10 protein-coding genes, 2 tRNA genes and 2 rRNA genes (1 of these 14 only partly in view) are annotated in these 12,613 nt (G+C 67.9%); 3 read left to right on the forward strand and 11 right to left on the reverse strand.

From position 1 onward, the window contains the following. The 11 genes from G537_RS0129245 to G537_RS0129295 form a co-directional block, all read right to left on the reverse strand. A 23S ribosomal RNA gene (locus tag G537_RS0129245) occupies positions 1 to 605 on the reverse strand; it reaches 2,131 nt to the left of the window's first position. A gap of 320 nt (positions 606 to 925) precedes the next feature. After that, a tRNA-Ala gene (locus tag G537_RS0129250) sits at positions 926 to 1,001 on the reverse strand. 45 nt (positions 1,002 to 1,046) lie between these two features. Further along, positions 1,047 to 1,123 (reverse strand) — tRNA-Ile (locus G537_RS0129255). 184 nt (positions 1,124 to 1,307) lie between these two features. Next, positions 1,308 to 2,793: ribosomal RNA gene (locus G537_RS0129260) — 16S ribosomal RNA — on the reverse strand. Together the 16S and 23S rRNA genes with 2 tRNA genes alongside form the textbook arrangement of a ribosomal RNA operon. A gap of 518 nt (positions 2,794 to 3,311) precedes the next feature. Continuing rightward, positions 3,312 to 3,734, reverse strand: coding sequence for a DUF1489 family protein (locus G537_RS0129265; protein ID WP_026873079.1), 423 nt, complete (start codon positions 3,732 to 3,734; stop codon positions 3,312 to 3,314). 44 nt (positions 3,735 to 3,778) lie between these two features. After that, positions 3,779 to 4,681 carry a hydroxymethylglutaryl-CoA lyase gene (locus G537_RS0129270; RefSeq protein WP_026873080.1) on the reverse strand — a complete coding sequence of 301 codons (903 nt, stop codon included), beginning with the start codon at positions 4,679 to 4,681 and terminating at the stop codon, positions 3,779 to 3,781. Position 4,682: 1 nt separating this feature from the next. After that, a complete protein-coding gene (locus tag G537_RS0129275) occupies positions 4,683 to 6,650 on the reverse strand; it encodes an acetyl/propionyl/methylcrotonyl-CoA carboxylase subunit alpha (RefSeq protein ID WP_026873081.1) in 1,968 nt (655 codons plus the stop codon). Between the two features lie 78 nt (positions 6,651 to 6,728). Further along, positions 6,729 to 7,364, reverse strand: coding sequence for a LysE family translocator (locus G537_RS0129280; protein WP_026873082.1), 636 nt, complete (start codon positions 7,362 to 7,364; stop codon positions 6,729 to 6,731). Between the two features lie 148 nt (positions 7,365 to 7,512). Then, entirely contained in the window at positions 7,513 to 7,944 is a 432-nt protein-coding gene (locus tag G537_RS0129285) for a type II toxin-antitoxin system VapC family toxin (RefSeq protein WP_026873083.1), read from the reverse strand. Beyond that, positions 7,941 to 8,198, reverse strand: a complete 258-nt coding sequence (locus tag G537_RS0129290; protein WP_026873084.1) for a FitA-like ribbon-helix-helix domain-containing protein — start codon at positions 8,196 to 8,198, stop codon at positions 7,941 to 7,943. Before G537_RS0129290 ends, G537_RS0129285 begins: the two co-directional genes overlap by 4 nt. Positions 8,199 to 8,308: 110 nt before the next feature. Next, positions 8,309 to 9,550, reverse strand: coding sequence for an NAD(P)/FAD-dependent oxidoreductase (locus G537_RS0129295; protein WP_169516744.1), 1,242 nt, complete (start codon positions 9,548 to 9,550; stop codon positions 8,309 to 8,311). A gap of 98 nt (positions 9,551 to 9,648) precedes the next feature. On the opposite strand from G537_RS0129295, the gene G537_RS0129300 reads away from it, so the two are divergent. The 3 genes from G537_RS0129300 to G537_RS45675 form a co-directional block, all read left to right on the forward strand. Further along, on the forward strand, positions 9,649 to 11,658 hold the full coding sequence (locus G537_RS0129300; RefSeq protein WP_026873086.1) for a beta-N-acetylhexosaminidase: 2,010 nt from the start codon (positions 9,649 to 9,651) through the stop codon (positions 11,656 to 11,658). A gap of 103 nt (positions 11,659 to 11,761) precedes the next feature. Beyond that, positions 11,762 to 12,280, forward strand: coding sequence for an oxygen-binding di-iron domain-containing protein (locus tag G537_RS40630; protein ID WP_051249292.1), 519 nt, complete (start codon positions 11,762 to 11,764; stop codon positions 12,278 to 12,280). 203 nt (positions 12,281 to 12,483) lie between these two features. Further along, positions 12,484 to 12,613, forward strand: a 130-nt coding sequence (locus G537_RS45675; RefSeq protein WP_425402313.1) for a helix-turn-helix domain-containing protein, incomplete at its 3' end; no start/stop codon positions are given.

The raw sequence follows: 12,613 nt of genomic DNA on the forward strand, positions 1-12,613 counted from the left end.
CCTACACCTCTCGGCTTAAGCTCGCTGCACACGCTAAGTCGCTGACCCATTATACAAAAGGTACGCCGTCACGGGACTAGCCCGCTCCGACTGCTTGTAGGCATCCGGTTTCAGGTCTCTTTCACTCCCCTCGTCGGGGTGCTTTTCACCTTTCCCTCACGGTACTGGTGCACTATCGGTCACTGAGGAGTACTTAGGCTTGGAGGGTGGTCCCCCCATCTTCAGACAGGATTTCACGTGTCCCGCCTTACTCGAGGATCAGATCCGGTTTACCCGTACGGGGCTATCACCCGCTATGGCCCGACTTTCCAGACGGTTCCGGTTATGTAGATCTGATCACTGGCCTGGTCCGCGTTCGCTCGCCACTACTAACGGAGTCTCGGTTGATGTCCTTTCCTCCGGGTACTGAGATGTTTCAGTTCCCCGGGTTCGCCTCCGCACCCTATGGATTCAGGTACGGATACCGCATAAGCGGTGGGTTGCCCCATTCGGAGATCTGCGGATCAAAGGGTGCTCGCCCCTCCCCGCAGCTTATCGCAGCGTGCCACGTCCTTCATCGCCTCTCAGTGCCAAGGCATCCACCAGATGCCCTTAGACGCTTGATCTCAGCTTCTTCTGACAAGAGAAGCACCGCGCACAGAGGCAAGCGCCCTACCGGACACCCGTCTCCATACATCGATACCTCTCCCCGCAGCCGGAACAATCCTCGCCTTGCGCCCAGAGAGGCGAACCTCCCGGAGCCAAGACGGCGATCGTTCCGTCTTCGCATTCTCTTCACAATGTCCAATATCCGCGATCGCTCTCGCGATCTGCCGCAAGGCCGAAGCCCGCGGATCTCTGTCCTCTCACATTCCAGCCTGGCCGCTTGATGGCCTATCGCTTCGCCACTTGAGGCCTTGTCGCTCACCGCCTTCTCACACCAGATTGGTGGAGGCGGACGGGATCGAACCGACGACCTCATGCTTGCAAAGCACGCGCTCTCCCAACTGAGCTACGCCCCCAATTTCAGGTTGGCCTATCGCGCTTTGCGCTACTTGAGGCCGATCTGGTGGGCCAGGGAGGATTTGAACCTCCGACCTCACGCTTATCAAGCGCGCGCTCTAACCAGCTGAGCTACTAGCCCTGAAGCTTAAACGAACCGGGATCGGCCTACCGCTTCGCTGCCCCAAGGCCAATCCCGAAGGATCGGCGCCGCAGCGTCGCGTCTAGACCAACCGGTTCATCGGCTGGAACGGAGAAGGGATGCGTGGCCGGCGGCCTTCAGGTCCATGATCAGACCCTAGGCTCCGAATGTCGGGCATCCTTAGAAAGGAGGTGATCCAGCCGCAGGTTCCCCTACGGCTACCTTGTTACGACTTCACCCCAGTCGCTGATCTCACCGTGGCCGGCTGCCTCCCTTGCGGGTCAGCGCACCGTCTTCGGGTAAAACCAACTCCCATGGTGTGACGGGCGGTGTGTACAAGGCCCGGGAACGTATTCACCGCGGCGTGCTGATCCGCGATTACTAGCGATTCCAACTTCATGCACCCGAGTTGCAGAGTGCAATCCGAACTGAGACGGCTTTTGGGGATTAGCTCCAGGTCGCCCCTTCGCTGCCCACTGTCACCGCCATTGTAGCACGTGTGTAGCCCAACCCGTAAGGGCCATGAGGACTTGACGTCATCCCCGCCTTCCTCCGGCTTGTCACCGGCAGTATCTCCAGAGTGCCCAACTCAATGATGGCAACTGAAGAGGAGGGTTGCGCTCGTTGCGGGACTTAACCCAACATCTCACGACACGAGCTGACGACAGCCATGCAGCACCTGTGTGGGAGCCAGCCGAACTGAAGGACCCGATCTCTCAGGCCCACACTCCCCATGTCAAGGGTTGGTAAGGTTCTGCGCGTTGCTTCGAATTAAACCACATGCTCCACCGCTTGTGCGGGCCCCCGTCAATTCCTTTGAGTTTTAATCTTGCGACCGTACTCCCCAGGCGGTGTGCTTATCGCGTTAGCTGCGCCACCGAACAGCAAGCTGCCCGACGGCTAGCACACATCGTTTACGGCGTGGACTACCAGGGTATCTAATCCTGTTTGCTCCCCACGCTTTCGCGCCTCAGCGTCAATGCCAAGCCAGGTGGCCGCCTTCGCCACTGGTGTTCTTCCCAATATCTACGAATTTCACCTCTACACTGGGAATTCCACCACCCTCTCTTGGATTCAAGCCCGCCCGTATCAAATGCAGTTCCCAGGTTGAGCCCGGGGCTTTCACATCTGACGCAACGAACCGCCTACGCGCCCTTTACGCCCAGTCATTCCGAACAACGCTTGCCCCCTTCGTATTACCGCGGCTGCTGGCACGAAGTTAGCCGGGGCTTCTTCTCCCACTACCGTCATCATCGTCGTGGGTGAAAGAGCTTTACAACCCGAAGGCCTTCATCACTCACGCGGCATGGCTGGATCAGGCTTGCGCCCATTGTCCAATATTCCCCACTGCTGCCTCCCGTAGGAGTCTGGGCCGTGTCTCAGTCCCAGTGTGGCTGGTCATCCTCTCAGACCAGCTACCGATCGTCGGCTTGGTAGGCCGTTACCCCACCAACTACCTAATCGGACGCGGGCCCCTCTTCCGGCGATAAATCTTTCACCCGGAGGTCGTATACGGTATTAGCCAAAGTTTCCCTTGGTTGTTCCGTACCAGAAGGTAGGTTCCCACGTGTTACTCACCCGTGCGCCACTCCCCTTGCGGGGCGTTCGACTTGCATGTGTTAGGCCTGCCGCCAGCGTTCGTTCTGAGCCAGGATCAAACTCTCAGGTTCGACTTCAGATCATCCCAGCCGAAGCCGGAACAACCCTACTTGTGGAGCGCTCCACCCCAGCCTCTCGACCAGGGCCGCACCTCACACACCTGAGCCATCCAACATCGGACCGGATCGCTCCAACCCGACGCCCATGACTCTACTAGCGTCCGAGATACCGCGCCCGCTTGTTTGCGCCTCTCACTCAGAGACCAAACCGCCGGCCGCGTATCCCTTCTCCACTTAACCCACTTGTCCAAGATCCGCGCCCCTACAGAGGACTTCTCCCCCTCCAGAGCCGCATCCGCCCGTCGCGCCTTCCCCTCAACAGGGACGGCCCGCCAGGGCAGAAACGTCGATGTAAGTTACCGACCCGGCTTTTGCAACCTCTTTTGGCTGCCCTCCGCTGCGTCGCTCTCTTTCGAGTTCGTCGCCGCGGCGTCGCCGTCGGTGAGGCGGGTTATAGGGGGGTGATCCGGACCACGCAAGAGCTTTTTTGCACTTCCGTGAATTTCTTTTCGGAGCCCCGGACGCCCCGCTCAGAGCAGCCCGAGAGCCCTGAGTTCCTGCTGCAGATGGGCCGGCAGATCGCTGTCCGACGATGCCCCCAGGTCGCGCGGAGCCGCCTCCGGGTCGAGATAGCGCCAGCCCTGGAAGGCACGCAGCGGCCGGGCCTCCACCGGCACCAGCTCCGGGTCGTAGAGCAGCCGGCAATAGGTGTCGTCGTCCTCGTCGGTCACCATGACCATGTCGAGGATCCGCTGCCGCACCAGGATGACGTGGCGGATCACCCAGAAGATCGAGCCGCCATCGATCAGCTCGTCCCGCCGCGTCGGCATGCGCTTGGTGTAGCCGAACACGACCTCGCGCCCGTCGACGACATGGCGCCGGCCCTGCTGGACCGTGGCGAGCTGGGCCGGCTCGGAGATGCCGACGGCGACCTTCAACAGATGGACAGGCACAGTTCCTCCATGGCCGCGCCGCCGCGGCCACGTTTCGGGATGAATCAGGCGTCGCGGGCGATCAGCGCCCGGGCCACCCTGGACACCGGCGGCCGGCCGAGCACCCCCGAGACGAATCGGGTGGCGTCGAGCAGCCGGTCCATGGCGACGCCGCTGGCGATGCCGAGCCCGTCAAGAAGATAGAGCACATCCTCGGTCGCGACATTGCCCGTGGCGCCCTTGGCATAGGGACAGCCGCCGAGCCCCGCCACCGCCGAATCGACGACCGCGACGCCGCGCTCCAGCGCCCCGTGGATGTTGGCGACAGCCATGCCATAAGTGTCGTGGAAATGGACGGCCAGCGACTCGCGCGGGATCCGCGCCGCCACCGCCTCGATCATCGCCACCGCCTTGCCCGGCGTGCCGACCCCGATGGTGTCGCCCAGGCTGATCTCGTAGCAGCCGAGATCGAACAGGGCGGCTGAAACCTCCGCCACCTTCGCCGCCGGCACCTCGCCCTCATAGGGACAGCCGAGCACGCAGGAGACGTAGCCGCGCACCTTGAGTCCGGCTGTCTTGGCCCGGGCGACGACCGGGGCGAATCGGGCCAGGCTCTCGGCGATCGAGCAGTTGATGTTGCGGCGGCTGAAGCTCTCCGAGGCGGCGCCGAACACCGCGATCTCGGTCGCCCCGGCGGCCAACGCGGCGTCGAGCCCCGTCTCGTTCGGCACCAGCACCGGGTAGGAGACGCCGGGCGCCCGCACGATCCGCGCCATCACCTCGGCCGAATCGGCCATCTGCGGCACCCATTTCGGGCTGACGAAGGCGCCGGCCTCGATCGTGGTCAGCCCGCAAGCCGACAGACGGTCGATCAGCCCGACCTTGGCCTCGAGCGGCACCACCGCCTTCTCGTTCTGCAGGCCGTCGCGCGGGCCGACCTCGACGATTCGGACCTTGGCCGGGAGCATGTCAGGCCGCCTCGAAGCCGATCAGGGCCACGCCTTCGTCCACCTGGTCGCCGGCGGCGAAGGGCAGGCTGGTCACGGTGCCGTCGGCCGGCGCAGCCACGGTGTGCTCCATCTTCATCGCCTCCAGCACGATCAGCGGCTGGCCCTTGGTCACCTTGGCACCGGCCTCGACCAGAACCGCGATCACCCGGCCGGGCATCGGCGCGGTCAGCCGGCTGCCGGTGCCCGCCTCCTCGCCGGCATGGGCCAGCGGGTCGACGATGCCGAAGACCCGGTCGACACCGTCGCGCAGCACCGCAATCCGCTCCTCGGCGGCCATGATCGTCGCCCGCACCGTGCGGTCGCCGAGCCGCGCGGTCAGCACGCCGTCCACGAGCGTGCCGCCGGCTTCGACCGGCCCGTCCGGCGTGCCGATCGAGAGGCCGCCGTGGCGGCGGTAGCGCACCGCCACCGGGATCTCGGCGTCGCCGTCGGCCAGGCGCAGCATCTCCACCGCCTCGTCGTTCAGCCGCCAGCCATCGGCCAGGCCCCAGGGGCTGGACCGGTCGCGGGCGCGGCCGAGCACGAGGCCGAGCGCGGCCAGCGCGATGTCCTCGGACGAGGCCGGCGCGGGCGGCGGCAGCAGTTTCGCCCCGTGGCGGGCGATGAAGCCGGTGTCGAGCTCGGCCGCGGCGAAGGCCGGGTGGCGCGCGATCGCCCGCAGGAAGCCGAGATTGGTGGCGAGGCCGGCGATCCGCACCTGATCCAGCGCCCGGGCCAGCCGCCGCACCGCCGCCGGCCGGTCACGGTCCCAGACGATCAGCTTGGCGATCATCGGATCGTAGTGGATCGAGATTGCATCGCCCGGGCGGATGCCCGAATCGACCCGCACATGCGGCGCCGCCTCGGGCAGGGCCAGATGCGCCAACCGCCCGATCTGCGGCAGGAACCCGGCCTGCGGATCCTCGGCATAGAGCCGGACCTCGATCGCGGCGCCGTCGATGGCGAGGTCGTCCTGACCCAGCGGCAGTTCCCCGCCGGCCGCGACCAGCAGCTGCCATTCGACGAGGTCGAGCCCGGTGATCGCCTCGGTGACTGGGTGCTCGACCTGCAGCCGGGTGTTCATCTCCATGAAGTAGAAGCGGCCATCGGTGTCGAGCAGGAACTCGACCGTGCCGGCGCCGACATAGCCGATGGCCTTGGCCGCGGCGACGGCCGCCTCGCCCATCGCGCGGCGGATGGCGGGATCGAGGCCGGGGGCCGGCGCCTCCTCCACCACCTTCTGGTGGCGGCGCTGGATCGAGCAGTCGCGCTCGAACAGATAGACGCAGTGGCCGTGGCCGTCGGCGAAGACCTGGATCTCGACATGGCGCGGCCGGGCCAGATAGCGCTCGATCAGCACCCGGTCGTCACCGAAGGCCGCGGCCGCCTCGCGCTTCGCCCCGGAAAGCTGGGCCGCGAAATCCTCCGCCCGCTCGACCACGCGCATGCCCTTGCCGCCGCCGCCGGCCGAGGCCTTGATCAGCACCGGGAAGCCGATCCGCTCCGCCTCCGCCGCCAGCCGGGCGGGGTCCTGGTCGGCCTCGTGATAGCCGGGCACCAGCGGCACGCCGGCCGCCGCCATCAGCGCCTTGGCCTCGCTCTTGCCGCCCATGGCGCGGATCGCGGCCGGCGGCGGACCGACGAAGACCAGCCCGGCCCGGGCGCAGGCCTCGGCGAACTCCGCATTCTCGGACAGGAAGCCGTAGCCGGGATGGACCGCCTGCGCGCCGGTCGCCCTGGCCGCGGCCAGGATGGCGTCGATCTTCAGATAGCTTTCGCGCGCCGGGGCCGGGCCGATGCGGACCGCCAGATCGGCCTCGGCGACATGGCGCGCCCCGGCATCGGCATCGGAATGGACCGCGACGGTGCGCAGCCCGAGGCGCCGCGCCGTGCGGATCACCCGGCAGGCGATCTCCCCCCGATTGGCGATCAGAAGCGTGTCGAACATTCCCGTCCCGGAACAGCCGCCTGGTTTGAGCAACAATCTAACAGGGCTGCCTCGCGGCGCACGCGGGAAATCGAAAGGCTATTTCGGCCGCCCGTCGGCCAGCACCAGCCGCGCCGCCAGGCCGAGGAAGACGATGCCGGTGAAGCCGTTCAGCAGCCGCGCCACGACCGGCCGCCGCGACAGGACCCGGCCGACCCCGCCCGAGGACATGCCGACCAGGGCGTTGACGGCGGTGCCGGAGAGATTGAGCAGCGTGCCCAGCACCAGGATCTGCAGCGCCGCGCTGTGCGACGGGTCGACGAATTGCGGCAGGAAGGCGATGAAGAACAGCGCCACCTTCGGGTTCAGGACGTTGGTGACCATGCCGTCGAGGAAGATCCGGCCCGCCGGCCGCGGCAGCAGCGGCCCGGCCGCGCCGAGGCCTGCGCCGGCGCTGCGAAGCGCTTTCACCGCCAGCCACAGCAGATAGGCGGCACCGCCCCAGCGCAAGATCTCGAAGGCGGTCGGCGAGGCGGCGAACAGCCCGGCCAGGCCGAGCGCCGCCGCCACGGTGTGCACCGCCGCCCCGCCGCCGATGCCGAGCGCCGCCGCCAGCCCGGCGCGCGGGCCGCGGGCGACGCCGTTGGCGAAGCAGAACAGCATGTCGGGCCCGGGCGTGAGGTTCAGCGCCAGGGCGGCGGCCATGAACAGGGCGAGCGTTGCCGGATCGAACATCGGGGCCTCCGGTCTGCGGACGGACGATCCTAGGGCCTGGGCAGGCGCCCGCCACCCTGGCGAACGCATGGCCGCCCCGCCTTCGGCGTCTGATCCGAAACTCGCCCCGGCGGCCGTCGGACACGGTTTTCCGTGCTTCGGGACGGCACTATGTCGAACTCTCTGCCTTCCACGGGTTGACGATGCTCAACCCTGCAGCCTCGAACGGGCCGGTGTCGCGTGTCGCAACGGCAAATCCTCGTGCCGCGGCCGTGGCGGCGATATAGCCGTCTTCCTTGCCGATCGCTCTCCCCGCTGCCCGCACTTGGACCATGAAGTCCGCATAGATGCGGGAGGCATCAAGGTCGAACGGCAGCACGCGGCCTGTGAAGGCCGGCAATACCTCTCGCTCCAAGCGATCCTGATAAATTCTCTGCCGCCTGCCTGCCGGCATCGTTGCCAAGCCGAAGCGGATTTCAGCGACGGTAACAGCCGACAGATAGAGGGTTTCGACCACCTGCGCGTCGATCCAGACCAGCACGTTGGGATCGGGCGTGACTTTCCACAGCTCGGATATAACGTTGGTGTCGAGGACGATCATTCGAAGCGCATCGGTTCGGCGGGTGTCTTGTCGCGAAGCCGGTCGAAATGCGCGGCTTCGGCGTCGGTCAATCCGCCGGCCTCACGTGCGATGGACGTCAGCAGCGAACCGAGCTTCAAACGGCCTGCCGGCTTCGCCGCCTGCTCCAAAATCGAGCGAATCTCGGCCTCGGTGCTGCGTCCATGCTGTGCGGCCCGGACACGCAACGCGCGATGCACCTCGTCGGGCACGTTGCGAATGGTGATTGACGCCATCGATTGCACCTCACTTATGCGATAGCTATGCTATCATAATAGATTCATGCAATCACTCGTTCAACTTATCATCAATGGTTCGTCGCAAACCCGACGCAGCGAACGGGTTGTCAGAACCGGTCGGCCCGGTAGGGCGATGGGTCGACCACGGTCTCGTCGCCGGTCAGCATCTCGGCCAGGAGCCGGCCGGTGACCGGCCCCAGGGTGAAGCCGTGATGGGCGTGGCCGAAGGCGAGCCACAGCCCCTTGTGGCGCGGCGCCGGGCCGATCACCGGCCGCATGTCGGGCAGGCAGGGGCGGGCGCCCATCCAGGGCCGGTCATCGACCCGGCCGTCCAACGGGAACAGGGTATGCGCCGCGGCCTCGGCCGCTTCGAGCTGCACCGGCGTCGGCGGCGCGTCGCGGTGGCCCATCTCGACCCCGGTGGTCAGGCGCAGGCCGCGCGCCATCGGCGTCAGCAGATAGCCCCGCTCCTCGTCCAGCACCGGGCGGTGCAGCACGGCGTTGCCGCGCGCCCGGTAATGCATGTGGTAGCCGCGCTTGACCGCGAGCGGCAGGCGGTAGCCGAGCGGCCGGATCACGTCGGGCGACCAGGGGCCGAGCGCCACCACCGCGTCTCGCGCCAGCACCGGACCGTCCGGCCCCTGCAGGCTCCAGCCTCCCTCCGCCGGCTGCAGCGACCGGGCGTCGGCCTGCACCAGGCGGCCGCCGCGGCGCAGGAACAGCTCGGCATAACCCTTGGTGACGGCGCCGGGATCGGAGACCGAGACCGGGTCCTGCCAGTGCACGCCGCCGGCCAGCCCCTCCGTCAGATGCGGCTCCAGCGCCCGGATCTGCGCCGGGTCGAGTACGCCGAAACTGAGGCCATGGGCGGCTGCGGTGGCAGTCTCCGCCGCTCCGGACTCCAGGCCGCGGGCGGTGCGGTAGACGGTGAGCCAGCCGGTGTCGCGCGCCAGATGGGTGATGCCGGCCTGTTCCAGCAGCGGCCGGTGCTCGTCCAGGCAGCGCTCGATCAGCGGCAGCATCGCCCGCGCCGCCTCGGCCAGGCGGGCCGGGGAGGAATGGCGCCAGTACTGGAACAGCCAGGGCGCGATCCGCGGCAGGAAGGCCCAGTGATAGCGGGCGTCGACCCGCCGGTTCGAGGCGTAGCGCAGCAGGTCGAGCAGCGATCGCGGGAAGGCGTAGGGCACGACGCTGGCGCGCTCGATCAGCCCGGCATTGCCATGGCTGGTCTCCTCGCCCGGCCCGCGGCGGTCGACCAGCACCACCGACCGGCCGCGCGCCTGCAGGTGCAGGGCGGTCGACACCCCGACGATTCCGGCCCCGAGCACGGCGACATCGCTTCTGATCATGGTCTGCTGCCTTTCCGACGCCCCGCATAGCATATCGGGACAAAGCCGAATCACGTCATCGTGGTCTAGACCATCATCTCTTCGCGAAGGCCTGCCCGATGACGTCCCTGTTCCGACTCGAGACCTTCTGGAAGCCCGCCGCGGACGGCGAAGCCCTGAGCTATGCCCTGCGACTGACCAACCGGTCCGGCCGGCCGGTGTCGGGCTTCAGGCTCTGCGTCAGCGGCCCCGCCCGGATCGACCCGGCCGCGACCATCGAGGGCGGCACACTGACCGCACGGCTGTCGAATCACTCCGAATTCGCGCCTGAACCCGGCACCGAGCTCGCCCCCGGCGGGAGCTGGACGGTGACCGCAAGAGGGCTGAGCTATCCGCTGCGCCACTGGACCGACGGCGCCACCACCGCCTATCTCGTGCTGCCGGACGGCTCGACCGCTCCGGTCGCCGTCGCGCCGACGCATTCGGCCGCCGACAACGCGCCCCTGAAGCGGGGCACCGAGCGCTTCCCGGTTCCGGCCTCGGCCCCGGTCCCGATCGCCGTCATCCCCTGGCCGGCGAAGGTCGACATGGTCGGCCGCCGCACGGTTCCCGCCGGCCTCGCGCCGAGGGGCGGGAGTGCCGAGGCCGGACAGGCCGTGGCCGCCTTCGCCGAGCTGGCCGGCGCGCTGTTCCCGGCCGAGGGCATCGTGCGCCCGGAGGCGGAGGGCGGGCTGGGCGTCGAGCTCGGGATCGAGCCGGGCTTCGGCCCCGAGGCCTACCGCATCGCCTTCACGACGAGCGGCGTCGCCGTGCGGGCCGGCACGCGCACCGGCCTGCTCTACGGGCTCATCACGCTCGGCCAGATCTGGCGCGGCGCCCGGCATCATCCCGAGACCTTCCTGTTCCCCGAGAGCGGCGAGATCACGGATTCCCCCGCCCATGGCTGGCGCGGGTCGCATCTCGACGTCGCCCGCCAGTTCTATTGCTCGGCCGAGGTCGCCCGGTTCCTGCACCTCTTGGCCTGGAACAAGATGAACCGCTTCCACTGGCACCTGTCGGACGACGAGGCCTGGCGCGTCGAGATCGACGCCTATCCGGAGCTGACCCGGATCGGCGCCTGGCGCGGCCACGGGCTGGCGCTGCCGCCGCTGCTCGGCTCCGGGCCCGAGCCTCAGGGCGGCTATTACACCAAGCCGGCGATCCGGGAGCTCGTCGCCCTGGCCGACCGGCTGGGCATCGTCGTGGTGCCGGAGATCGACATCCCGGGCCATTGCCACGCCGTGCTGCAGGCGCTGCCGCATCTGCGCGACCCGGGCGAGCACGGCGAATACCAGTCGGTGCAGGGCTTCCCCAACAACTGCCTGAACCCGGCCCACGAGCCGGTCTACGGCTTCCTCGAGACCGTGTTCGACGAGCTGATCGAACTGTTCCCGTCCCGGATCATCCATGTCGGCGCGGACGAGGTGCCGCTGGCCGCCTGGTCGGGATCGCCGCTCGCGCTCGATCGCCTGCGACAGGTCGGCGGGGCGGCGCTGGCGGAGCAGCATGCCAAGCTGGTCAACACCATCGGCAACCGCCACGGCGCCGACGCCATCGAAGGCTCGGCCACGGCGATGCTGCAAGCGGAGTTCCTGCGGCGCGTCCAGCGCTTCCTGGCCTCCCGCGGCGTCGTCACCGGCGGCTGGGAGGAGGCGGCGCATGGCGACGTGATCGAGAAGGACAGGAGCTACCTGGTCGGCTGGCGCTCGGTCGAGGTCAGCGCCGAGCTCGCCGGCCGCGGCTACGACATCGTCGTCTCGCCCGGGCAGCGCTACTATCTCGACATGTCGCAGAGCACCGCCTGGTCCGAGCCGGGCGCCGGCTGGGCCGGCTGGTCGGGCCCGCGGGAGACCTACGAGTTCGACCCCACCCGGGGCTGGACCGAGTCCCAGCTGAAGCACTTCCTGGGCGTTCAGGCCTGCATCTGGTCCGAGCCGATGACCGACCGCGGGGTGTTCGACCGGCTGGTCTTCCCCAGGCTCTCAGCGATTGCCGAGGCCGGCTGGACCCCGAAGGAGGCGAAATCCTGGGCGCGCTTCAGCGCCCTGGCGGGGCTGATGCCGAATCTGTACGGGCACTGGGCCGAGTGATCCGTCGGCACGCCTGATACAATGGTGACCAGCTTCGCCGTCACGCAGGTGTCGGGGCGGAAGCCGCGATGAACGGACCCCGACCCGATTCAGGGAGGGACCGATGAGCGAGACCAGGATCGATGAGATCGCCGACGGCATCTATCGGCTGTCGACCTATGTGCCGGAGATCGCGCCGCCGGCCGGCTTCACCTTCAACCAGTTCCTGATCAGGGCCGAGGAGCCGCTGTTGTTCCATTGCGGCCTGCGGCGGATGTTCCCGGCCGCCGCGGCCGCCGTCGCCCGGCTGATGCCGGTCGACCGGCTGCGCTGGATCGGCTTCGGCCATGTCGAGGCCGACGAATGCGGCGCCATGAACGAGTGGCTGGTGGCGGCGCCACGGGCCCAGGTGGTGCAGGGCGGGATCGGCTGCCTGGTGTCGATCAACGACATGGCCGACCGGCCGCCGCGCCCCCTGGCCGACGGCGAGGTGATCGACCTCGGCGGCAAGCGGCTGCGCCATCTCGACACGCCGCAGATCCCACATGGCTGGGACGCCGGGCTCCTGTATGAGGAGATCACCGGGACGCTGCTGTGTGGTGACCTGTTCACCCATATCGGCGACGGTCCTGCCCTGACCTAAGGCGACATCGTCGGCCCGGCCCGGGCCGCGGAGAACATATTTGGTTTCAGCGCCCTGACGCCGACGACGGCGCCGACCATCCGTCGGCTGGCTAGAGCACTTTCCGATCTTCAGGAATCGTGGGGGATTCCCGAAGGCTGGGAATTCTGATTCAAGATGCAGGCTGGTGAGGGAGGCCAGCTTGCATGACGCGACCTCTTTCGATGGACATCCGGGACCGGCTGGTTCGGGCGGTGGACGGCGGCATGACGCGGCGCTCTGCGGCCAAGCGCTTCGGGGTTGCCGCCTCGACGGCGATCAAGTGGGTTGAGCAGTGGCAGCGTACCGGCGCGG

The organism is Inquilinus limosus DSM 16000 (assembly GCF_000423185.1).
Classification (GTDB): Bacteria; Pseudomonadota; Alphaproteobacteria; order DSM-16000; family Inquilinaceae; genus Inquilinus; species Inquilinus limosus.